20 protein-coding genes are annotated in these 22,738 nt (G+C 50.7%); all 20 read left to right on the forward strand.

Annotation, left to right across the window (positions count from 1 at the left end):
- Window positions 1–8: 8 nt before the first annotated feature.
- Window positions 9–1,130, forward strand: coding sequence for a GDP-mannose 4,6-dehydratase (gene gmd, locus UTM25_RS05045; protein ID WP_014884502.1), 1,122 nt, complete (start codon window positions 9–11; stop codon window positions 1,128–1,130).
- A gap of 2 nt (window positions 1,131–1,132) precedes the next feature.
- On the forward strand, window positions 1,133–2,098 hold the full coding sequence (gene fcl, locus UTM25_RS05050) for a GDP-L-fucose synthase (RefSeq protein WP_013097874.1): 966 nt from the start codon (window positions 1,133–1,135) through the stop codon (window positions 2,096–2,098).
- 2 nt (window positions 2,099–2,100) lie between these two features.
- Window positions 2,101–2,580, forward strand: a complete 480-nt coding sequence (locus tag UTM25_RS05055; protein ID WP_024908101.1) for a GDP-mannose mannosyl hydrolase — start codon at window positions 2,101–2,103, stop codon at window positions 2,578–2,580.
- The gene (wcaI, locus tag UTM25_RS05060) at window positions 2,577–3,800 is read left to right on the forward strand and encodes a colanic acid biosynthesis fucosyltransferase WcaI (RefSeq protein WP_194400619.1); all 1,224 of its coding nucleotides are present in this window, start codon (window positions 2,577–2,579) and stop codon (window positions 3,798–3,800) included. Before UTM25_RS05055 ends, wcaI begins: the two co-directional genes overlap by 4 nt.
- Before the next feature lie 3 nt (window positions 3,801–3,803).
- A complete protein-coding gene (cpsB, locus tag UTM25_RS05065) occupies window positions 3,804–5,240 on the forward strand; it encodes a mannose-1-phosphate guanyltransferase (protein WP_029742029.1) in 1,437 nt (478 codons plus the stop codon).
- Between the two features lie 111 nt (window positions 5,241–5,351).
- Window positions 5,352–6,722 (forward strand): colanic acid biosynthesis phosphomannomutase CpsG, encoded by a 1,371-nt coding sequence (cpsG, locus tag UTM25_RS05070; protein WP_320714405.1) that lies wholly within the window; start codon window positions 5,352–5,354, stop codon window positions 6,720–6,722.
- A gap of 46 nt (window positions 6,723–6,768) precedes the next feature.
- A complete protein-coding gene (wcaJ, locus tag UTM25_RS05075; RefSeq protein ID WP_033145973.1) occupies window positions 6,769–8,163 on the forward strand; it encodes an undecaprenyl-phosphate glucose phosphotransferase in 1,395 nt (464 codons plus the stop codon).
- Window position 8,164: 1 nt separating this feature from the next.
- Window positions 8,165–9,643, forward strand: coding sequence for a colanic acid undecaprenyl disphosphate flippase WzxC (gene wzxC, locus UTM25_RS05080; RefSeq protein ID WP_194400621.1), 1,479 nt, complete (start codon window positions 8,165–8,167; stop codon window positions 9,641–9,643).
- Between the two features lie 17 nt (window positions 9,644–9,660).
- Complete coding sequence (gene wcaK, locus UTM25_RS05085) at window positions 9,661–10,941, forward strand: colanic acid biosynthesis pyruvyl transferase WcaK (protein WP_194400623.1); 1,281 nt, start codon at window positions 9,661–9,663, stop codon at window positions 10,939–10,941.
- Window positions 10,938–12,158, forward strand: coding sequence for a colanic acid biosynthesis glycosyltransferase WcaL (gene wcaL / locus UTM25_RS05090; RefSeq protein WP_194400625.1), 1,221 nt, complete (start codon window positions 10,938–10,940; stop codon window positions 12,156–12,158). Before wcaK ends, wcaL begins: the two co-directional genes overlap by 4 nt.
- Window positions 12,159–12,170: 12 nt before the next feature.
- Entirely contained in the window at window positions 12,171–13,562 is a 1,392-nt protein-coding gene (wcaM, locus tag UTM25_RS05095; RefSeq protein ID WP_194400627.1) for a colanic acid biosynthesis protein WcaM, read from the forward strand.
- A 176-nt stretch (window positions 13,563–13,738) separates the two neighbouring features.
- The gene (gene galF, locus UTM25_RS05100) at window positions 13,739–14,635 is read left to right on the forward strand and encodes a GalU regulator GalF (RefSeq protein ID WP_194400630.1); all 897 of its coding nucleotides are present in this window, start codon (window positions 13,739–13,741) and stop codon (window positions 14,633–14,635) included.
- A 353-nt stretch (window positions 14,636–14,988) separates the two neighbouring features.
- The gene (rfbB, locus tag UTM25_RS05105) at window positions 14,989–16,071 is read left to right on the forward strand and encodes a dTDP-glucose 4,6-dehydratase (protein ID WP_194400631.1); all 1,083 of its coding nucleotides are present in this window, start codon (window positions 14,989–14,991) and stop codon (window positions 16,069–16,071) included.
- Window positions 16,072–16,073: 2 nt separating this feature from the next.
- Complete coding sequence (rfbD, locus tag UTM25_RS05110) at window positions 16,074–16,973, forward strand: dTDP-4-dehydrorhamnose reductase (protein ID WP_109845274.1); 900 nt, start codon at window positions 16,074–16,076, stop codon at window positions 16,971–16,973.
- Between the two features lie 49 nt (window positions 16,974–17,022).
- Window positions 17,023–17,901 carry a glucose-1-phosphate thymidylyltransferase RfbA gene (rfbA, locus tag UTM25_RS05115; protein ID WP_109845279.1) on the forward strand — a complete coding sequence of 293 codons (879 nt, stop codon included), beginning with the start codon at window positions 17,023–17,025 and terminating at the stop codon, window positions 17,899–17,901.
- Between the two features lies 1 nt (window position 17,902).
- Complete coding sequence (gene rfbC, locus UTM25_RS05120) at window positions 17,903–18,451, forward strand: dTDP-4-dehydrorhamnose 3,5-epimerase (protein ID WP_194400633.1); 549 nt, start codon at window positions 17,903–17,905, stop codon at window positions 18,449–18,451.
- Window positions 18,452–18,463: 12 nt separating this feature from the next.
- Entirely contained in the window at window positions 18,464–19,702 is a 1,239-nt protein-coding gene (locus UTM25_RS05125; protein WP_194400635.1) for a flippase, read from the forward strand.
- Window positions 19,699–20,598: a glycosyltransferase family 2 protein gene (locus UTM25_RS05130; protein WP_194400637.1), complete on the forward strand. Its 900-nt coding sequence runs from the start codon at window positions 19,699–19,701 to the stop codon at window positions 20,596–20,598. Before UTM25_RS05125 ends, UTM25_RS05130 begins: the two co-directional genes overlap by 4 nt.
- 29 nt (window positions 20,599–20,627) lie before the next feature.
- A complete protein-coding gene (locus UTM25_RS05135) occupies window positions 20,628–21,782 on the forward strand; it encodes an EpsG family protein (protein WP_320714411.1) in 1,155 nt (384 codons plus the stop codon).
- Between the two features lie 73 nt (window positions 21,783–21,855).
- Window positions 21,856–22,738 (forward strand): glycosyltransferase (locus UTM25_RS05140; protein ID WP_320714412.1); only part of this gene is annotated, 883 nt, incomplete at its 3' end.

Genomic DNA, 22,738 nt, shown 5'->3' on the forward strand with positions numbered 1-22,738 from the left:
ATATAAACATGTCTAAAGTCGCTCTCATCACCGGCGTTACCGGGCAGGATGGTTCTTACCTGGCAGAGTTCCTGCTGGAAAAAGGGTATGAAGTACACGGTATTAAACGTCGTGCATCTTCTTTCAACACCGAACGTGTGGATCATATTTATCAGGATCCTCACGCGGCGAACCCGAAATTCCACCTGCACTACGGCGACCTGACGGATACCTCCAACCTGACCCGTATCCTGCAGGAAGTTCAGCCGGATGAAGTCTACAACCTGGGCGCGATGAGCCACGTAGCGGTCTCCTTTGAATCCCCGGAATACACCGCTGACGTTGATGCCATGGGTACGCTGCGTCTGCTGGAAGCAATCCGCTTCCTTGGCCTTGAGAAGAAAACTCGCTTCTACCAGGCGTCCACCTCCGAGCTGTACGGTCTGGTGCAGGAAATCCCACAGAAAGAGACCACGCCGTTCTACCCGCGCTCTCCGTATGCGGTAGCAAAACTGTACGCCTACTGGATCACCGTGAACTACCGTGAATCCTACGGCATGTACGCCTGTAACGGCATCCTGTTCAACCACGAATCTCCGCGTCGCGGCGAAACCTTCGTGACCCGCAAAATCACCCGCGCCATCGCCAACATCGCGCAGGGTCTGGAGTCTTGCCTGCACCTCGGCAACATGGATTCCCTGCGTGACTGGGGCCATGCCAAAGACTACGTGAAAATGCAGTGGATGATGCTGCAGCAGGAACAGCCAGAAGATTTCGTGATTGCGACCGGCGTGCAGTACTCCGTACGTCAGTTCGTTGAAATGGCTGCGGCACAGCTGGGCATCAAACTGCGCTTCGAAGGTACCGGCGTGGAAGAGAAAGGTATCGTGGTTTCCGTGACCGGCCACGACGCTCCGGGCGTGAAGCCAGGCGACGTGATTGTGCAGGTTGACCCGCGCTACTTCCGTCCTGCTGAAGTGGAAACTCTGCTGGGCGACCCAACCAAAGCGCACGAGAAGCTGGGCTGGAAACCAGAAATCACTCTGCAGGAGATGGTTTCCGAGATGGTAGCCAAAGATCTTGAAGCAGCGAAAAAACACTCCCTGCTCAAGTCTCATGGCTACGAGGTTGCCATCGCGCTGGAGTCCTGAGAATGACAAAACAACGTATTTTTGTCGCCGGTCATCGCGGAATGGTGGGTTCCGCGATTGTTCGCCAGCTGGAGCAGCGCGGTGACGTCGAAGTGGTTGTCCGCACGCGCGACGAGCTGAACCTGCTCGACAGCCGTGCGGTACAGGACTTCTTTGCTAACGAACGCATTGACCAGGTGTATCTGGCGGCGGCGAAGGTGGGCGGCATTGTCGCTAACAACACCTACCCGGCGGATTTCATCTACGAAAACATGATGATCGAGAGCAACATCATTCACGCCGCGCATCTGCACAACGTGAATAAGCTGCTGTTCCTCGGGTCGTCCTGTATTTACCCGAAAATGGCGAAACAGCCGATCGCCGAGAGCGAGCTGCTTCAGGGCACGCTGGAAGCGACCAACGAGCCGTACGCGATTGCCAAGATTGCCGGGATCAAGCTGTGCGAGTCCTACAACCGTCAGTACAACCGCGACTATCGTTCGGTGATGCCGACCAACCTGTACGGACCGCACGACAACTTCCACCCTAGCAACTCGCACGTGATCCCGGCGCTGCTGCGCCGCTTCCACGAGGCGACCGCCGAGAACGCGCCGGACGTGGTGGTGTGGGGCAGCGGTACGCCGATGCGTGAATTCCTGCACGTGGACGACATGGCTGCGGCCAGCATTCACGTGATGGAGCTGGATCGCGAAGTGTGGCAAGAGAACACCGAGCCGATGCTGTCGCACATCAACGTCGGTACCGGCGTGGACTGCACCATTCGCGAGCTGGCGCAAACCATCGCGCAGGTAGTGGGCTATAAAGGCCGCGTGGTGTTTGACGCGACGAAACCGGACGGCACGCCGCGCAAGCTGCTGGACGTGACCCGTCTGCATCAGCTGGGCTGGTATCACGAGGTGTCACTGGAGCAGGGTCTGGCCAGTACCTACCAGTGGTTCCTGGAAAACCAGCACCGCTTCCGGGGGTAACGATGTTTTTAAGTCAGGAAGATTTTGCCACGGTAGTGCGTTCGACTCCGCTCATCTCAATTGATTTGATCGTGGAGAACGAACGCGGCGAGTTCTTGCTGGGGAAACGAACCAACCGTCCTGCACAGGGTTTCTGGTTCGTGCCCGGCGGGCGCGTGCAGAAGGATGAGACGCTGAGCGATGCGTTTGAGCGTCTCACTCTGGCGGAACTGGGCCTGCAGCTGCCGATGGCAGCGGGCCAGTTTTACGGGGTCTGGCAGCACTTCTATGACGATAACTTTTCAGGCACCGGGTTCACCACGCACTACATCGTGCTGGGGTTCCGCCTGAAGGTGAGTGAGGCAGACCTGCGTCTGCCTGATTCTCAGCATGACGACTACCGCTGGCAGACGCCAGAGGCGCTGCTGGCCAGCGACAATGTGCATGACAACAGTCGTGCCTATTTCCTGGCCGATCGTCAGTCCGGAGTGCCGGGCTTATGAAAATTTTAGTGTACGGAATCAACTACTCGCCGGAGCTAACCGGCATCGGGAAATACACCGGCGAGATGGTCGAGTGGATGGCGAGCCAGGGACATGACGTGCGGGTCATTACCGCGCCGCCGTACTACCCGGAGTGGAAAGTCGGAGAGCGCTACTCAAGCTGGCGCTACCGTCGCGAAGAGGGTGCAGCGACCGTCTGGCGCTGCCCGCTGTATGTGCCTAAGCAGCCCTCAACGCTGAAACGGTTACTTCATCTTGGCAGCTTTGCCCTGAGCAGTTTCTTCCCGCTGATGGCGCAGCGTCGCTGGAAGCCGGATCGCATCATCGGCGTGGTGCCAACGCTGTTTTGCACGCCCGGCATGCGCCTGCTGGGCAAACTCTCCGGCGCGCGCACTCTGCTGCACATACAGGATTACGAAGTTGACGCCATGCTGGGCCTGGGGATGGCAGGCAAAAGTAAAGGCGGCAAGGTCGCGAAGCTCGCCAGCGCGTTTGAGCGCAGCGGCCTGCACAACGTTGATTACGTCTCGACTATCTCGCGCTCGATGATGAACAAGGCGCAGGAGAAGGGCGTCCCGGCGGAGAAAGTCATTTTCTTCCCGAACTGGTCAGAAGTGGCGCGTTTTCGCGATGTAACTGAGCAAGATGCTCATGCCCTGCGCGCGCAGCTCGGTTTGCCTGAAGATCAAAAAATCATTCTTTACTCGGGCAACATCGGCGAAAAGCAGGGGCTGGAGAGCGTGATTGAAGCGGCCCAGCAGCTTAGCGAACATCCGTGGACGTTTGTGATTGTCGGGCAGGGCGGTGGAAAAGCGCGGCTGGAAAAAATGGCCGGGGAACGCGGCCTCACCAACGTGAAATTTTTCCCGCTTCAGTCTTACGAGGCATTGCCTGCGCTGCTGAAGATGGGCGACTGCCATCTGGTGGTGCAAAAACGCGGCGCCGCGGACGCGGTGCTGCCGTCCAAGCTGACCAATATTCTGGCGGTGGGCGGTAACGCGGTGATCACGGCAGAAGCCGAAACAGAATTAGGCCAGCTGTGTGACAGCTATCCGGGGATTGCCGTGTGCGTGGAGCCTGAATCGGTCCCGGCGCTGGTAACCGGAATTGAGCAAGCGCTTGCCATGCCAAAAGTGAACACGGTGGCACGTGAATATGCCGAACGCACGCTCGAGAAAGAGAACGTGCTGAGCCAATTTATTACAGATATACGGGGATAAATCATGAGTCAAACCACTTTGTATCCGGTTGTGATGGCTGGTGGCTCTGGTAGCCGGTTGTGGCCGCTGTCCCGCGTGCTCTATCCAAAACAGTTCCTCTGCCTGAAAGGGGATCTCACCATGCTGCAGACGACGGTAAACCGTCTGCACGGCGTGGAGTGTGAAAGCCCGGTGGTGATCTGTAACGAACAGCACCGCTTTATTGTTGCCGAGCAGCTGCGCCAGCTGAATAAGCTCACCGAAAACATCATCCTGGAGCCTGCCGGACGCAATACCGCGCCCGCGATCGCCCTGGCGGCGCTGGCGGCAAAACGCAGCAGCCCGGACTGTGATCCGCTGATGCTGGTCCTGGCGGCGGACCACGTTATCCAGCAGGAAGACGCCTTCCGCGACGCGGTGCGTGCGGCGATCCCTTACGCCGAGAGCGGCAAGCTGGTGACCTTCGGCATCGTGCCGGATCTGCCGGAAACCGGCTATGGCTATATTCGTCGCGGCAGCGTGACGCCGGGTGAAGGCGACAGCGTGGCGTTTGACGTGGCGCAGTTTGTTGAAAAACCGAATCTGGAAACCGCGCAGGCGTATGTCGCCAGCGGTGAATATTACTGGAACAGCGGGATGTTCTTGTTCCGCGCCGGACGCTACCTGGAAGAGCTGCGCAAATACCGCCCGGATATTCTGAACGCCTGCGAGAAAGCGATGGCGGTGGTGGACCCGGATCTCGACTTCATCCGCGTGGATGAAGAGGCGTTCCTCGCCTGCCCGGAAGAGTCCATTGACTACGCGGTGATGGAACGTACGGCGGACGCCGTCGTGGTACCGATGGATGCGGGCTGGAGCGATGTCGGCTCCTGGTCCTCCCTGTGGGAGATCAGCGCCCATACCCCGGAGGGTAACGTCCACCACGGCGATGTTATTAGCCACAAAACGGAAAACAGCTACGTCTACGCCGAATCCGGCCTGGTGACCACGGTCGGGGTGAAGGATCTGGTGGTTGTTCAGACCAAGGACGCCGTGCTGATTGCCGACCGTAACGCCGTGCAGGACGTTAAAAAAGTGGTGGAGCAGATCAAGGCCGATGGTCGTCACGAGCACCATATTCACCGAGAAGTCTACCGTCCGTGGGGGAAATATGACTCCATTGACTCCGGTGACCGCTACCAGGTGAAACGCATCACCGTGAAGCCGGGCGAGGGGCTGTCGGTGCAGATGCACCATCACCGCGCCGAGCACTGGGTGGTGGTTGCGGGTACCGCTAAAGTCACTATCGACGGTGAAATCAAACTGCTGGGTGAAAACGAGTCCATTTATATTCCGCTGGGGGCCACGCACTGTCTGGAGAACCCGGGGAAAATTCCTCTCGACTTAATTGAGGTGCGCTCCGGCTCGTATCTGGAAGAGGACGATATCGTGCGCTTCCAGGACCGCTACGGGCGGGTGTAGCACTCTGCATTATGCCCGGTGACGCTGAGCTTACCGGGCCTGCGAATGACAAAAAAATCAATTTGGCCATTAAGTGGTCAGGGCCGACTGTTGCCTGAAAAAGGGGTCATCATGGAAAAATTAACCTGTTTTAAAGCCTACGATATTCGCGGCAAGCTGGGCGAAGAGCTGAATGAAGACATCGCGTGGCGCATTGGCCGCGCGTACGGCGAATATTTAAAACCGCAGACCATCGTGCTGGGCGGTGACGTGCGTCTGACCAGTGAATCCCTGAAGCTGGCCCTGGCGAAAGGGCTGCAGGACGCGGGCGTGGACGTGCTGGATATCGGCCTTTCCGGGACCGAGGAGATTTACTTTGCCACCTTCCACCTGGGCGTGGACGGCGGTATCGAAGTGACCGCTAGCCACAACCCGATGGACTACAACGGGATGAAGCTGGTGCGCAAGGGCGCGCGTCCTATCAGCGGCGACACCGGCCTGCGCGACGTGCAGCGCCTGGCGGAAGCCAACGACTTCCCGCCGGTGAACGAGGCGAAGCGCGGCAGCTACAAAAAAATCAACCTGCAGAAAGAGTACATCGACCACCTTTTGGGCTACATCAACGTGGCGAACCTGAAGCCGCTGAAGCTGGTCATCAACTCCGGTAACGGCGCGGCCGGCCCGGTGGTGGACGCGCTGGAAGCCCGCTTTAAGGCGCTGAACGTGCCGGTGACCTTCGTCAAGGTGCACAACACCCCGGACGGCAACTTCCCGAACGGTATTCCTAACCCGCTGCTGCCGGAGTGCCGCGACGACACCCGCAACACGGTGATTGAGCACGGCGCGGACATGGGCATCGCCTTTGACGGTGACTTCGACCGCTGCTTCCTGTTCGACGAGAAAGGGCAGTTCATCGAGGGCTACTACATTGTCGGCCTGCTGGCGGAAGCGTTCCTCGAGAAAAACCCGGGCGCGAAAATCATCCATGACCCGCGCCTTTCCTGGAACACCGTCGACGTGGTGTCCGCCGCAGGCGGCACGCCGGTGATGTCCAAAACCGGCCACGCCTTCATAAAAGAGCGCATGCGCGAAGAAGACGCCATCTACGGCGGCGAGATGAGCGCCCACCACTACTTCCGTGATTTTGCCTACTGCGACAGCGGGATGATCCCGTGGCTGCTGGTGACCGAGCTGCTGTGCCTGAAGGGGCAGACGCTGGGCGAGCTGGTGCGCGACCGCATGGCGGCGTTCCCGGCGAGCGGGGAGATCAACAGCAAGCTGGCGCAGCCTGCCGAGGCCATTGCCCGCGTGGAGCAGCACTTTGCGATCCACGCGCTGGAAATTGACCGTACGGACGGCATCAGCATGGCGTTCCCGCAGTGGCGCTTTAACCTGCGCTCGTCCAACACCGAGCCGGTGGTGCGCCTGAACGTGGAGTCCCGTGCTGACACGGCGCTGATGGAAGCCCGAACGAAGGACATTCTGGCGCTGTTGAATCAGTAACAATTGCCCCTCCCGGCGGGAGGGGGAACCGAATACAGGAACAACGATGACGAATCTAAAAAAACGCGAACGAGCGAGAACGAATGCATCGTTAATCTCTATGGTGCAGCGTTTTTCTGATATCACCATCATGGTCGGTGGATTGTGGGCGGTGTGTCGGATCGGCGGGCTGCCGTTCTTATATATGCATCTGCTGATGGCACTCATTGCGCTGGTCGTGTTTCAGATGATCGGCGGGATGACCGATTTCTACCGCTCGTGGCGCGGCGTGAAAATGACCACTGAACTGATGCTGTTGCTGCAGAACTGGACCCTGAGCCTGATCTTCAGCGCAGGCCTGGTGGCCTTCAGCCATGATTTTGATAATCGCCTCGTCACCTATCTCTGCTGGTATTTGATAACCAGCGTCGGCATGGTGGTGTGCCGTTCCCTGATCCGCTTCGGCGCGGGCTGGCTGCGTAACCGCGGTTATAACCGTCGCTTCGTTGCGGTAGCGGGCGATCTGCCGGTTGGTAAGGTCCTGCTCGACAGCTTCCGCAAAGAGCCGTGGTTAGGGTTTGAAGTGGTCGGGATTTATCACGACGCGAAGCCGGGCGGCGTGCCGTCGGACTGGGCGGGCAATTACGAACAGCTTATTGAAGACGCGAAAGCCGGTAAAATTCACAACGTCTACATCGCCATGCAGATGAGAGACGAATCCCGCATTAAGCAACTGATGCGCGAGCTGGCGGACACCACCTGTTCGGTGATCCTGATCCCGGACGTGTTTACCTTTAACATCCTCCATTCACGCATTGAAGAAGTGAACGGCGTGCCAGTGGTACCGCTGTACGACACCCCGCTGTCGGGCATTAACCGCGTACTGAAGCGCGCGGAAGATATTGTGCTCTCTTCGCTGATTTTACTGCTCATCTCTCCGGTGCTGTGCTGCATTGCCCTCGCGGTGAAGCTGAGCTCTCCCGGCCCGGTTATCTTCCGCCAGACCCGCTACGGTATGGACGGTAAGCCGATTATGGTGTGGAAATTCCGCTCCATGAAGGTGATGGAAAACGACAAGGTGGTGACCCAGGCAACGCAGAACGATCCGCGCGTCACCCGCGTGGGGAACTTCCTGCGCCGCACCTCGCTGGATGAACTCCCGCAGTTTATCAACGTCTTCACCGGCGGCATGTCGATTGTTGGCCCGCGTCCGCACGCGGTGGCGCACAACGAGCAGTACCGCTCGCTGATTGAAGGCTACATGCTGCGCCATAAGGTGAAGCCGGGCATTACCGGTTGGGCGCAGATCAACGGCTGGCGCGGCGAAACCGACACGCTGGAAAAAATGGAAAAACGTATCGAATTCGATCTGGAGTACATCCGTGAATGGAGTATCTGGTTCGATATCAAGATTGTTTTTCTGACCATCTTCAAAGGTTTCGTGAACAAAGCGGCGTACTAAGATGAGCTTACGTGAAAAAACCATCAGCGGGGCGAAATGGTCAGCGATGGCGACCATCGTCATCATTGGCCTCGGTCTGGTGCAGATGACCGTGCTGGCGCGCATTATTGATAATCACCAGTTCGGCCTTTTGACCGTCTCGCTGGTGATTATCGCCCTGGCCGATACGCTGTCTGATTTTGGTATCGCCAATTCGATTATCCAGCGCAAAGAGATCGGCCACCTGGAGCTAACCACGCTCTACTGGCTGAACGTGGGGCTGGGGATTTTCGTGTTTGTGCTGGTGTTCCTGCTGAGCGATACCATCGCCAGCGTGCTGCACAATCCGGATCTGGCTCCGCTGATGCGCACGCTGTCGTTTGCTTTCGTGGTGATCCCCCACGGGCAGCAGTTCCGCGCGCTGATGCAGAAAGAGCTGGAGTTCAACAAGATCGGCATGATCGAGACCAGCGCGGTGCTGGCGGGCTTTACCTTCACCGTGGTGAGCGCCCATTTCTGGCCGCTGGCGATGACCGCTATCCTCGGATACCTGGTTAACTCTGCCGTGCGTACGCTGCTGTTCGGCTACTTTGGCCGCAAGATCTACCGTCCCGGGCTGCATTTCTCTCTCGCGTCCGTCTCGTCCAACCTGCGCTTTGGCGCGTGGCTGACGGCGGACAGCATCATCAACTACGTGAATACCAACCTGTCGACGCTTGTGCTGGCGCGTATTCTTGGCGCGAGCGTGGCGGGGGGCTACAACCTGGCCTACAACGTCGCGGTGGTGCCGCCGATGAAGCTGAATCCGATAATCACCCGCGTGCTGTTCCCGGCCTTCGCCAGGATTCAGGACGACACCGAGAAGCTGCGCGTTAACTTCTACAAGCTGCTTTCCGTGGTGGGGATCATTAACTTCCCGGTGCTGCTGGGGCTGATGGTGGTTTCCAGCAACTTCGTGCCGCTGGTGTTTGGCGAGAAGTGGAACGGCATCATCCCGATCCTGCAGCTGCTGTGCGTGGTGGGGCTCCTGCGCTCCGTGGGGAATCCGATTGGTTCCCTGCTGATGGCAAAAGCGCGCGTGGACATCAGCTTTAAGTTCAACGTGTTCAAAACCTTCCTGTTTATTCCGGCAATTATCGTCGGCGGGCATATGGCGGGCGCCATCGGCGTCACGCTGGGCTTCCTGCTGGTGCAGGTAGTCAATACCGTTCTGAGCTACTTCATCATGATCAAGCCGGTGCTGGGCTCCAGCTACCGTCAGTACATCCTGAGCCTGTGGCTGCCGTTCTATCTCTCATTGCCGACCCTGGCAGTGAGCTACGGCCTGGGCATCATCCTCAGCGGTCACCTGCCGCTGGCCGCGCTGCTGGCGGTGCAGGTTGCCGCGGGGGCGCTGGCATTTGGCGTGATGATTGTGCTGTCACGCAATGCGCTGGTGGTGGAGATGAAGCGCCAGTTTTGCCGTAACGAAAAAATGAAAACGCTGCTTCGCGCAGGCTAGTTATTTAAGAGGCCATTATGAAATTATTAATTCTTGGCAACCATACCTGCGGCAACCGTGGCGACAGCGCCATCCTGCGCGGTTTACTGGATGCAATTAACACCCTTAAGCCTGAGACCGAAGTGGACGTGATGAGTCGTTATCCGGTCAGCTCATCCTGGTTACTGAACCGCCCGGTGATGGGCGACCCGCTTTACAGCCAGATGAAACAGCATAACAACGCCTCGGGCGTGATGGGCCGCGTGAAGAAAGTGCTGCGTCGTCGCTATCAGCACCAGGTGCTGCTTTCCCGCGTGACCGATACCGGCAAGCTGCGCAACATCGCGATCGCGCAGGGCTTTACCGATTTTGTCCGTCTGCTGTCCGGCTACGACGCCATTATTCAGGTCGGCGGATCGTTCTTCGTCGATCTCTACGGCGTGCCGCAGTTTGAGCATGCGCTCTGCACCTTTATGGCGAAAAAGCCGCTGTTTATGATTGGCCACAGCGTCGGTCCATTCCAGGATCCGCAGTTTAACCAGCTCGCAAACTACGTCTTCGGCCACTGCGACGCGCTGATCCTGCGCGAGTCGGTCAGCCTCGACATGATGAAGCGCAGTGAAATTGACACCTCAAAAGTTGAGCACGGCGTGGACACCGCGTGGCTGGTGGATCACCAGGACGACAGCTTCCAGCCGAGCTACGCGGTGCAGCACTGGCTCGACCTGGCGGCGAAACAGAAAACCGTTGCAATAACCCTGCGCGAGCTGGCGCCCTTTGATAAACGTTTAGGTACGACCCAGGCGGCGTATGAGAAAGCCTTCGCCGACGTGGTGAACCGCGTGCTGGACAGCGGGTACCAGGTGCTGGCGCTCTCAACCTGCACCGGCATCGACAGCTACAACAAAGACGACCGTATGGTGGCGCTGAACCTGCGCAATCTGGTTAACGATCCGTCCCGTTATCACGTGGTGATGGACGAACTGAACGACCTGGAGATGGGCAAGCTGCTCTCCGCCTGCGACCTGACCGTCGGCACGCGGCTGCACTCCGCCATTATCTCCATGAATTTTGGCACGCCGGCCATTGCCATCAACTACGAACACAAATCAGCAGGCATCATGCAGCAGCTCGGTATGCCGGAAATGGCCGTGGATATCCGTCATCTGCTGGATGGTTCGCTCGGTGCGATGGTGGGGGACACGCTCGGCCAGCTGCCTGCGATCAATGAACGCCTGGCCGTGGCGGTGAAAGCCGAGCGCGAGAAGGGCATTGGGATGGTGAAATCGGTACTTGACCGCGTACGGGAGGGGAAATGAAGGTTGGTTTCTTCTTACTGAAATTTCCGCTGTCGTCTGAAACGTTTGTCCTGAACCAAATCACCGCGTTTATCGATATGGGATATGACGTGGAGATTATCGCCCTGCAAAAGGGCGATACCAAAAATACCCATGCGGCGTATACCCATTATGGGCTGGAGGCGAAAACCCGCTGGCTGCAGGATGAGCCGTCCGGAAAGCTGAGCAAGCTGCGCCACCGGGCCTGCCAGACGTTGCGCGGGATACACCGCGCGTCGACGTGGCGGGCGCTGAATGTTTCCCGCTATGGGTCCGAATCCCGCAATCTGATCCTGTCGGCCATCTGCGGGCAAACCGCCCAGCCGTATCGTGCCGACGTGTTTATCGCCCACTTTGGCCCGGCAGGCGTCACCGCCGCGAAGCTGCGCGAGCTGGGCGTGATTGACGGCAAAATTGCGACCATCTTCCACGGTATCGATATCTCCAGCCGCGAAGTGCTGAACCACTACACGCCGGAGTATCAGCAGCTGTTCAGACGCGGCGACATCATGCTGCCTATCAGCGACCTGTGGGCCGGACGCCTGAAAAACATGGGCTGCCCGGGAGAGAAAATTGCCGTTTCGCGTATGGGCGTGGATTTAACGCGCTTCACTCGCCGTCCTGTCAAGGTGCCGGGAAAACCGCTGCAGATCATCTCCGTTGCTCGCCTGACCGAGAAGAAAGGCCTCCATGTGGCCATTGAAGCCTGCCGCCAGCTGAAAGCGCGCGGGGTGGATTTCCACTACCGCATTCTCGGCATTGGGCCGTGGGAGCGTCGTCTGCGCACGCTTATCGAACAGTATCAGCTGGAAGATGTCGTAGAGATGCCGGGCTTCAAGCCGAGCCACGAGGTCAAGGCCATGCTCGACGAGGCGGATGTCTTTCTGCTGCCTTCAGTGACGGGCGCCGATGGCGATATGGAAGGCATTCCGGTGGCGCTGATGGAGGCGATGGCCGTAGGTATTCCGGTGGTATCAACCCTGCACAGCGGGATCCCGGAGCTGATTAAGTCTGACCACTCCGGCTGGCTGGTGCCGGAGAATAACGCGATGGCCCTTGCGGACCGATTAGCAGCCTTCAGCGATATTGACCAGCAGGCGCTGGAGCCCGTGCTCCATAACGCCCGACAAAAAGTGGAAACCGATTTTAACCAGCAGGTGATTAACCGCCAGCTAGCGAGCCTGCTGCAAACGTTGTAACGCCGAGGATGTATGCTGAAAAAGATTACCCGACGCACTTTTGTCTCTTCTCTCTCCGTTCTGGCGGCCACGCCACTGCTGTCGTCACGCATCGCGCGGGCGGCAAGCGGCAGAACGGTCTCTGTTAATCAGTACAATAACAACGACTGGATCGCCGCCTTTAAGCAGGCGTTCAATGACGGCGACACCGTCGTGGTCCCCGCCGGGCTCACCTGCGAAAACATCAATACGGGCATTTTCATTCCCGACGGTAAAACGCTGCTGATCCGCGGGGCGTTAACCGGCAACGGGCGCGGCCGCTTTGTTCTGCAGGAAGGTAGCAAAGTGATAGGCGAAGGTGCCGGTCGTACGGAGAACATTACGCTCGACGTTCGCGGCTCTGACTGCGTCATCAAAGGGCTGTCCATGAGCGGTTTTGGCCCGGTGACGCAGATCTACATCGGCGGCAAGAAACCGAGCGTGATGCGCAATTTGCTGATTGATAACATCAGCGTGAGTCAGGCCAACTACGCCATCCTGCGCCAGGGGTTCCACAACCAGGTGGACGGTGCCCGCATCACCAACAGTAAATTTAGCCATCTACAGGGCGATGCGATCGAGTGGAACGTCGCCATCAACGATCGCAATATCCTGATCTCCGATCATGTCATCGACAACATCAACTGCACCAATGGCAAGATCAACTGGGGCATTGGCATTGGCCTCGCCGGCAGCACCTACGATAACGACTATCCTGAGAAGCAAACCGTCAAGAACTTCGTGGTGGCAAACATCACCGGCAGCAACTGTCGCCAGCTGGTGCACGTTGAAAACGGTAAACATTTTGTTATTCGCAATATTAAGGCCAAAAATATAACTCCCGACTTCAGTAAAAAGGCGGGAATAGACAATGCCACGGTGGCCATTTATGGGTGTGATAATTTCATTATTGATAATGTCGATATGGTGAACAGTGCCGGAATGTTAATCGGCTATGGGGTGATAAAAGGCGATTATTTGTCCATCCCACAGAACTTCAAGCTCAATAATATTCACCTCGATAATCGACAGCTTGCGTATAAATTGCGCGGAATACAGATTTCATCCGGTAACGCCACCTCGTTTGTGGCGATAACCAACGTGGAAATGCAGCGTGCTACGCTTGAACTGCACAACAAGCCGCAGCATCTTTTTTTACGCAACATCAATGTGATGCAGGAAGCCGCTGTGGGTCCCGCCCTGAAGATTAACTTCGACCTGCGCAAGGATGTGCGGGGTAAATTTATGGCTAAAGATGAGACCTTGTTGTCGCTGGCGAACATTAAAGCGGTGAATGAGAAGGGGCAAAGCTCGGTGGATATTGACCGAGTCGACCAGCAGGTGGTGAATGTGGAAAAGCTTAACTTTGCGCTTCCGCACAGATAATCGACAATTAGCTGTTTTGAGACTATTCCTGGGAAAGAGGCGTGATCTATTCAGATTACAACTACAGAAATTTGTAGGGCTAAGGCGTAACATTACCTGAGGATTACGGCAAATCATGCTGGCGAAAACAGGTTTAAGAGCTATAATTCGTCAACCATTTTAAGGTGGAAGAAATAATGATTAATTTGAAAGCAGTCATTCCGGTAGCAGGCTTGGGCATGCATATGCTGCCAGCCACAAAAGCCATTCCTAAAGAGATGCTGCCGATCGTCGACAAGCCAATGATTCAGTACATTGTCGACGAGATTGTTGCTGCAGGGATCAAAGAAATCGTCCTGGTTACGCACTCCTCCAAGAATGCGGTAGAAAACCACTTCGACACCTCTTACGAACTCGAAGCGCTGCTAGAGCAGCGCGTTAAGCGCCAGCTGCTGGCGGAAGTGCAGTCTATTTGTCCGCCAGGCGTGACCATCATGAACGTGCGCCAGGCGCAGCCGCTGGGTCTGGGCCACTCTATTCTGTGTGCACGTCCGGTTGTGGGCGATAACCCATTCATCGTCGTGCTGCCGGATATCATCATTGATACGGCTTCTGCCGATCCGCTGCGTTATAACCTGGCGGCAATGGTGGCACGTTTCAATGAAACCGGCCGGAGCCAGGTGCTGGCGAAACGCATGAAGGGCGATCTCTCCGAGTACTCCGTTATCCAGACTAAAGAACCGCTGGAGACGGAAGGGGAGGTGAGCCGCATCGTTGAGTTCATCGAAAAACCGGATCAGCCACAGACGCTGGATTCAGACCTGATGGCTGTAGGTCGCTATGTTCTGAACGCCGATATCTGGGCCGAGCTGGAAAAAACCGAGCCAGGCGCCTGGGATCGTATTCAACTGACCGACGCGATTGCCGAGCTGGCAAAAAAACAGTCCGTAGACGCTATGCTGATGACCGGCGACAGCTATGACTGCGGTAAGAAAATGGGGTATATGCAGGCGTTCGTGAATTATGGACTGCGTAACCTCAAGGAAGGGGCGAAGTTCAGAACCCGTATTGAGAAGTTGCTCGCAAACGACTGATATTCCAGCCACGAGTTGAACAAGCGGCAGTCATTGTTTTGGTTAGATTTCATCACACCAAAATAATGACTGCCGCTTTTTGTTATTAATCCCATGATTACAGTGGGTTACAGGGTCTAAATACGGATCGCTTTGTAGCGATTTGTGCTTGTTTCTGAGGTCAATTAGGACGACAATTAACGCCAGTTTTTTGTCTGTATCCAGACAAGAAAATCATTTGATCAGACATCGCTCAGTGCACTGGTAGCTGTTAAGCCAGGGGCGGTAGCGTGCTCATTTTCTGAAACCGTTAATAAATGCTCAGGTTTCAGAACGCCAGTTTCCAGACATATACACTAGACGGAACAGATAACGTGAAAATTCTTGTGACGGGCGGGGCCGGCTTTATCGGCTCAGCGGTTGTACGACATATTATTAAAAATACCCAGGACGACGTCGTCAATGTGGATAAGCTGACCTATGCCGGCAACCTTGAGTCGCTTAGTGAAGTCAGCGACAGCGACCGATATGCTTTTGAACATGCGGATATTTGCGATAAAGACGCCATGGATCGCATTTTCGCAAAGCATAAGCCTGATGCGGTGATGCACCTGGCCGCTGAAAGTCACGTCGATCGTTCCATCACCGGCCCGGCTGCGTTTATCGAAACCAATATCGTTGGCACTTATGTACTGCTGGAAGCCGCTCGTGCGTACTGGTCAACGTTGGATGAGCAGGCGAAGAAAGCGTTTCGTTTCCATCACATCTCAACCGACGAAGTGTATGGTGATTTGCCGCATCCTGATGAGCATCCGGCTTCAACAGAGCTGCCACTCTTCACGGAGACCACGGCTTATGCGCCTAGCAGCCCGTATTCGGCGTCGAAAGCCTCGAGCGATCATCTTGTTCGTGCCTGGCTGCGGACCTACGGTTTCCCCACCATTGTCACCAACTGTTCAAATAACTACGGCCCGTACCATTTCCCGGAAAAACTGATCCCACTGGTTATCCTGAATGCGCTGGACGGAAAAGCTCTGCCTATTTATGGCAAGGGCGATCAGATTCGTGACTGGCTATACGTTGAAGACCATGCGCGCGCACTCTATACCGTTGTGACTCAGGGGAAACCGGGGGAAACATATAATATCGGTGGGCATAACGAGAAGCAAAATCTGGACGTAGTGCATACGATTTGCGATTTGCTTGATGAGATTGTGCCGAAAGAGGGGTCTTATCGCGATCAGATTACGTATGTTGCTGACCGTCCCGGTCATGACCGCCGCTACGCTATTGATGCGCATAAAATTAGTGTTGAACTGGGCTGGAAGCCTGAGGAAACGTTCGAAAGCGGGATTCGTAAGACGGTGGAATGGTATCTGAGCAATCAAAATTGGGTTAACAACGTGAAAAGCGGCGCTTATAAAAGTTGGATCGAGCAGAACTACGGGGAACGTTAATAATGAATATTCTTCTGTTCGGTAAAACAGGGCAGGTGGGGTGGGAACTCCAGCGTGCGCTTGCCCCACTAGGTAACTTGATAGCGGTCGATGTGCATTCAAAAGAGTATTGCGGGGACTTTAGCAACCCTGAAGGAATTGCGGAAACCGTTCGTGTAATTAAACCAGACGTCATTGTCAATGCGGCGGCGCATACAGCAGTAGATAAGGCTGAATCTGAGCCTGATTTTGCCAGGCTGCTAAACGCGACAAGCGTTGAAGCGATAGCCAAAGAAGCGGCCAAAATAGACGCATGGGTTGTTCACTACTCTACCGACTATGTATTCCCCGGCGACGGCGAAAAGCCATGGCGTGAAACGGATTTGACTGCTCCGCTTAATGTATACGGTGAGACAAAGCTAGAGGGCGAAAAGGCATTGCAGGCGCATTGCCCTAAGCATCTTATTTTCCGGACCAGTTGGGTATATGCGGGGAAGGGCAACAATTTCGCTAAGACGATGTTGCGGCTCGCAAAAGAGCGTCAGGAACTCTCCGTTATCAACGATCAAGTTGGTGCTCCAACGGGCGCTGAATTGTTAGCAGACTGCACAGCGCATGCTATTCGTGTCGCAATGATGAAACCTGAAGTTGCTGGTCTCTACCATCTGGTCGCGTCGAATACGACAACCTGGTATGACTATGCGGCACTGGTGTTTGATGAGGCCAGAAAAGCAGGTGTTGAGTTGGCTATTGAAAAGCTTAATGCTGTTCCAACATCGGCTTACCCAACTCCTGCGCGTCGACCGAATAATTCGCGCTTGAACACAGAGAAGTTTCAGGCGAATTTTGATCTTGTACTCCCTTCCTGGGATATTGGCGTAAAACGGATGCTTGCTGAACTTTTTACGACTCAATCAGTTTAATGAGATAAATGCCCTTATAAGGGCATTTGGTGTTTATAGAGAAAAAATGATGGCTACGCGTAAAGGTATTATTCTGGCAGGTGGTTCTGGCACTCGTCTGTACCCTGTTACCATGGCGGTGAGTAAACAACTACTGCCAATTTATGACAAACCAATGATTTACTACCCGCTGTCAACACTCATGCTGGCAGGGATAAAAGATATTCTTATTATCAGTACTCCACAAGACACACCACGTTTTGAACAATTGCTGGGTGATGGCAGCCAGTGGGGACTGAACCTGCAATATAAAGTGCAGCCAAGCCCAGATGGTCTTGCACAGGCGTTTATCATCGGTGAAGAGTTCATCGGAGATGACAGCTGCGCTTTGGTTTTGGGGGATAATATTTTCTATGGACATGACCTGCCGAAGCAACTTGAAGCCGCAGTAAATAAAGATGAAGGTGCGACAGTATTTGCTTATCATGTTAATGATCCTGAACGCTATGGTGTAGTTGAGTTCAATAAGAACGGTACCGCAATCAGTCTGGAAGAAAAACCGTTAGAACCGAAGAGTAATTACGCTGTTACAGGTCTGTACTTCTATGATAATGACGTGGTGGAAATGGCAAAAAATCTGAAGCCATCTGCACGTGGTGAATTAGAAATTACAGATATTAACCGTGTATATCTTGAGCAAGGGCGCTTATCTGTTGCAATGATGGGGCGCGGGTACGCGTGGCTGGATACTGGCACACATCAAAGTTTGATCGAAGCGAGTAATTTCATTGCGACTATTGAGGAACGTCAGGGATTAAAGGTTTCTTGTCCAGAAGAAATTGCTTATCGAAAAGGTTTTATTGACGCTGCGCAGCTGAAGAGACTCGCTATACCATTGTCGAAGAACGCTTATGGCAAGTATATGCTTAAATTGGTTGAAGGGATCTGAAATGAACGTGACCATGACTGAAATTCCTGATGTATTAATCCTTGAGCCAAAAGTATTTGGTGATAATAGAGGCTTTTTCCTCGAGAGCTTTAACCAGAAAACCTTTAATGAAATTCTTGGTAGAAAAGTGAACTTTGTACAGGATAATCATTCAAAATCAGCAATAAACGTTTTAAGAGGTTTGCATTTTCAATCACAAAATACTCAGGGGAAATTAGTACGCGTGACTGCTGGAGCAGTTTTTGATGTGGCTGTAGATTTACGAAAGAACTCAAAAAGTTATGGTAGTTGGGTTGGGGTTGAACTTTCCGCTGAAAACAAAAAACAATTGTGGATACCGGAAGGTTTTGCTCATGGATTTTATGTTTTGGAAGAGAACACAGAATTCGTTTACAAATGTACTGATTATTATAGCCCTGCTTTTGAACATACTTTAGCCTGGAATGATACATCAATCAGAATAAACTGGCCAATACCAGAGGGTATTGTACCTATTATATCTGAGAAAGATAAAAAAGGTCTTTCTCTTAATGAATGCCAGTTATTTTAAAAGTTCATTTACATGAGTTTAATAAGAAATAGCATCTATAATTTGGCTGGTTTTGCGATTCCTACAGTAGTCGCCATTCCAGCTTTGGGGCTTTTGGCCAGATTATTGGGGCCAGAGGCTTTTGGATTATTCACATTAGTTTTTGCATTAATTGGCTATGCAAGTATTTTTGATGCAGGAATAAGTCGTGCAGTTATACGAGAAGTATCGTTAAATAGAGAAGATACTGAAGAACAGAAGAATATTATATCTACCGCGAGCGTGGTTGTTGTAATTTTAGGTTCAATTGCATTATTCATAATGGCTCTCTCGACTACAAAGATCGTTGAGTTATTAAATGTCACCCCGAATTTGAAGGGTGAAGCCATAAAAACATTTTTAATAGTGTCTTTTATAATCCCTTTCTATTTATTAAATCAGGTCTGGTTAGGTTATCTCGAAGGATTGGAAAAGTTTGCAAATATCAATATCCAACGAGTAATTTCAAGTACTTGCCTGGCATTATTGCCAGCCCTAATGTGTTTAATTAAGCCGACGCTTATATATGCTTCATATGGATTGATTCTGGGGCGCATATTTTCTTTTTTACTAACTGCATTTATTTGTAAGAATATAATCTATAGTTCACGATTTGCATGTAATTTTATAACCCTAAAAAGGCTTATCTCATTTGGCGGATGGATTACAGTGAGTAATATCATCAGCCCGATAATGGCATATTTCGATCGCTTTATCATTTCACATTTGATGGGGGCATCAAGAATTGCATTTTACAGCGCCCCATCAGAAGGCGTTTCACGCTTAATTAATATACCTTATGCCTTGGCTAGGGCTCTTTTCCCAAAACTATCATATTGTTCTGATAAAAACGAGAGAAGATCTCTTCAGTTCAGAAGTTATCTCATTATAAGTATAATATGCTTACCAATCGTTATAGTTGGTGTTTTATTTTCCTCGCTGATTATGGGTATATGGATGGGGCCCGAATATACACATCTGGCCGCTAATGTTTTACAGATACTTTTAGTCGGTTTTTATTTTAATGCACTAGCACAAATACCCTATGTAAGCCTCCAGGCTCTTGGTAAAGCAAAAACTACAGCAGCATTACATTTAATAGAGTTAATACCTTATCTTTCATTGTTATCCATACTGACAGTAAAATTCGGAATAATAGGCACAGCAATTGCCTGGTCGGTACGGACTTTGTGTGATTTGATTCTATTAGTTATATTGTCGGGAAGAAAATGAAACAAGTTGATATTGCATTAGCCACCTTTAATGGTGAAAAATATATACGTGAGCAAATTGAGTCGATACAAAAACAAACGTATTCTAACTGGCGACTTTTAATAAGTGATGACTGTTCAACTGATTCTACCATCGCTATTATTAAAGAGCTAATGCAAAATGATAGGCGTATTAATATTGTCAATGAGTCCAGACAAGGCGGAGTCATAAAGAATTTTAACAAGGCTTTAATGCACACTACTGCAGAATATATACTCCTTTGTGACCAGGATGATATATGGCCTTCAGAACGCTTATCAAAACTTGTTAGTGAGATATCTCGAATTGAAGGTGACAAAGTTAATTCTGAAATAATGGTATTTACAGATTTATGTCTCATAGATGAAAAAAATAATACTATCGCTAATGGTTTTTATAAATTTAATAATATTAATCCCGAAAGCAATCTTCAACGAAGGAAGCTGTATTGGAATTCAAGTGTGTATGGATGCACAGTAATAATGAACCGAAAGTTACTTGATGCATCGCTGCCAATTCCTGAATTTGCACATATGCATGATCAGTGGTTAGCGCTTAATGCTAGTCGAGTCGATGGGCTTTATTACTTCGATTATTCTTCTATTTTGTATCGACAACATTCAGGTAATGTGGTCGGGGGAAGTAAAAAAAATTGGTTACAGAAAGCAAAGAGTCTAAATAAAAATCTTGATACTATATCGAAAAGTAAAGCTAATACAATTGCATGTTTAAAACATGAGGCATATAAAAACAATAAAGAATTTAATTATGGCTCCTTAGTCTCTTTTGCATTTAAAGAAGTTTTACCTTCAGTTTTTTCAGGCCAACGGAAGATTTTTTCTCTGCTAATCTTTATAGGGTTGTTAATAAAAAGATGATATACATATTATATTTCGTGAGCCTTTTTATGGTTTACGCTTTTTTAACCCATAGGAAGCAGGCGCTTTTTGTTTCTATTTTTTTTACATTTTACTTTATCGCGTTAAGTTATCCGTCAGGTAATGACTGGATAGGTTATTTCATTAACTATGATTGTCAGGTTAATGATGTATGTCAACCCGGTTTTGTTTTGTTCGAACCTGGTTACAATTTTATTGTAACAACTATAGGATTACTAGGGTTTCAGGCGATAATAATATTTATTGCGTTTATAAATGCACTGCTGATATATCAATACGCAAAATATTTTGACCACGGCTGCTTTGTTGTAATATCCATTATGTGTTTGTTTATGTGGAGTATTTACATAGAGGCCATTAGGCAAGCGCTTGCAATGTCCATTGTAATGTATTCGGTCCGAAAATTAATTTGCCGGGAGTTAAAAAAATATATACTTTTAATTTTACTGGCTTCTACCTTTCATATAACAGCCTTGATTGCACTGTTGTTTCTGATACCTGTATACTCTGGCAAGCTAAATAAAATATTAAGTTACGGATTGTTGAGTGTAAGTTGCCTTTTTTTCTTTTTTTCAAGCAGTATATTAAATTTTGTGCTCGGGTTTTTACCGGTTGGCTCAATAGCAAGTCAAAAACTAAATTTCTATTTGAGTTCAGACCAATACAAGCCTATGTTATCGATAGGTTCTGGTTCTGCATTAGATGTCATAATGTTAGTTCTTATTGGTTTTAGTTTTTATAAAGTTAAAAGAAATTTATTATCAAAACATACTAATTTAAACAATATAATATTGCTTGGGTGTTGCCTGTATATTGCTTTTGCTATTTTTATTGGAAAAATGATGCCTGTAATGACACGAATAGGCTGGTATGGTTTCCCTTATGTATTAATATTGCTATACATTCATGTTGGAGAGTCTTTTTACTATAAAAAAGTATTGGCGGTAAGAAAATTTAACTTTAGCAAACTTTTTATATACGCTTACTTTGCATTGCAAATTATTCGACCATTTACCTATGAACACAGCTATTATAACATTATGCATCAACAAACCATTTTCCAGAATTACGATACTATGGATGATGTTTCTCTACGAATAGCAGCGAAAGATAAATGCTTAATTTTGACAAACATGGGTTACAATTATTTATGTAGTATTTAATTTACTTTAACGTGTGATTTATTATCGTAGGCATAACATCATAAAAAATTAATGTATATACAGCAGGTAATCAATGATTAACAATCAACATCGATACATGGTTGTAAGCGCAACCGCATTGGCTTCAGGTGGTGCGCTTACAATACTCCGTCAGTTTGTATCGCATGCATCTAAAGATAATAATAAATTTCTCATCTTTGTTCCCCAAGGATTGCACTTACCTAAATATGACAATATTATTTATATAGAAAATGAGCGTAAGGGATGGTTTAAGCGAATATATTGGGACTGGTTTGGTTGTAAGTCTTTTTTGAAAAAGAAATGCATTAATGTTAAGAAAGTTATTAGTTTGCAAAATTCATCTTTGAATGTGCCATATGAACAGATTATTTATTTGCATCAACCAATACCTTTTTCTGAAATACATTCTTTTTTTAAAAACCTTTCAGTTGATAATTTTAAACTATTTTTATACAAAACATTCTACTCTTTTTTTATATTTAAATTTGTTAGTAAATCAACGATTTTTGTTGTGCAAACTGATTGGATGAAAACAGGCGTATTAAAGCGTTGTAACAAGCTTTCTCCTGAACAAATCGAGATTATAAAACCCGATATTAAAGCCTTTACCTCCTCAGTCGAGCCGGATGGTTTTATCAAAGAAGAAAATACGCTATTATATCCGGCAACGCCGTTAAGTTATAAAAATCATATGATAATTCTTAAGGCGCTTAGTTTGCTTAAGAAATCATATAATCGGTATGATATAAAGTTTAAAGTGACCTTCAATAAGGGTCTATATAAAAATTTTGATGATTACATTGCTCGTAATGCACTGGAAGAAAATGTTGAGTATTTAGGCGTATTATCTTATCAAGATTTACAAAAGATATATGAAAAAGCTACAATAATCGTTTTTCCAAGCTATATCGAATCATATGGACTTCCACTGATCG

It is taken from the genome of Enterobacter sp. 61D5 (assembly GCF_034107965.1).
GTDB lineage: Bacteria > Pseudomonadota > Gammaproteobacteria > Enterobacterales > Enterobacteriaceae > Enterobacter > Enterobacter cloacae_M.

Excerpts from the sequence above, each read along its gene's own strand:
- gmd (WP_014884502.1), top strand. The coding sequence starts at position 9 with ATGTCTAAAGTCGCTCTCATCACCGGCGTTACCGGGCAGGATGGTTCT.
- fcl (WP_013097874.1), top strand. The coding sequence starts at position 1,133 with ATGACAAAACAACGTATTTTTGTCGCCGGTCATCGCGGAATGGTGGGT.
- UTM25_RS05055 (WP_024908101.1), top strand. The coding sequence starts at position 2,101 with ATGTTTTTAAGTCAGGAAGATTTTGCCACGGTAGTGCGTTCGACTCCG.
- wcaI (WP_194400619.1), top strand. The coding sequence starts at position 2,577 with ATGAAAATTTTAGTGTACGGAATCAACTACTCGCCGGAGCTAACCGGC.
- cpsB (WP_029742029.1), top strand. The coding sequence starts at position 3,804 with ATGAGTCAAACCACTTTGTATCCGGTTGTGATGGCTGGTGGCTCTGGT.
- cpsG (WP_320714405.1), top strand. The coding sequence starts at position 5,352 with ATGGAAAAATTAACCTGTTTTAAAGCCTACGATATTCGCGGCAAGCTG.
- wcaJ (WP_033145973.1), top strand. The coding sequence starts at position 6,769 with ATGACGAATCTAAAAAAACGCGAACGAGCGAGAACGAATGCATCGTTA.
- wzxC (WP_194400621.1), top strand. The coding sequence starts at position 8,165 with ATGAGCTTACGTGAAAAAACCATCAGCGGGGCGAAATGGTCAGCGATG.
- wcaK (WP_194400623.1), top strand. The coding sequence starts at position 9,661 with ATGAAATTATTAATTCTTGGCAACCATACCTGCGGCAACCGTGGCGAC.
- wcaL (WP_194400625.1), top strand. The coding sequence starts at position 10,938 with ATGAAGGTTGGTTTCTTCTTACTGAAATTTCCGCTGTCGTCTGAAACG.
- wcaM (WP_194400627.1), top strand. The coding sequence starts at position 12,171 with ATGCTGAAAAAGATTACCCGACGCACTTTTGTCTCTTCTCTCTCCGTT.
- galF (WP_194400630.1), top strand. The coding sequence starts at position 13,739 with ATGATTAATTTGAAAGCAGTCATTCCGGTAGCAGGCTTGGGCATGCAT.
- rfbD (WP_109845274.1), top strand. The coding sequence starts at position 16,074 with ATGAATATTCTTCTGTTCGGTAAAACAGGGCAGGTGGGGTGGGAACTC.
- rfbA (WP_109845279.1), top strand. The coding sequence starts at position 17,023 with ATGGCTACGCGTAAAGGTATTATTCTGGCAGGTGGTTCTGGCACTCGT.
- rfbC (WP_194400633.1), top strand. The coding sequence starts at position 17,903 with ATGAACGTGACCATGACTGAAATTCCTGATGTATTAATCCTTGAGCCA.
- UTM25_RS05125 (WP_194400635.1), top strand. The coding sequence starts at position 18,464 with ATGAGTTTAATAAGAAATAGCATCTATAATTTGGCTGGTTTTGCGATT.
- UTM25_RS05130 (WP_194400637.1), top strand. The coding sequence starts at position 19,699 with ATGAAACAAGTTGATATTGCATTAGCCACCTTTAATGGTGAAAAATAT.
- UTM25_RS05135 (WP_320714411.1), top strand. The coding sequence starts at position 20,628 with ATGGTTTACGCTTTTTTAACCCATAGGAAGCAGGCGCTTTTTGTTTCT.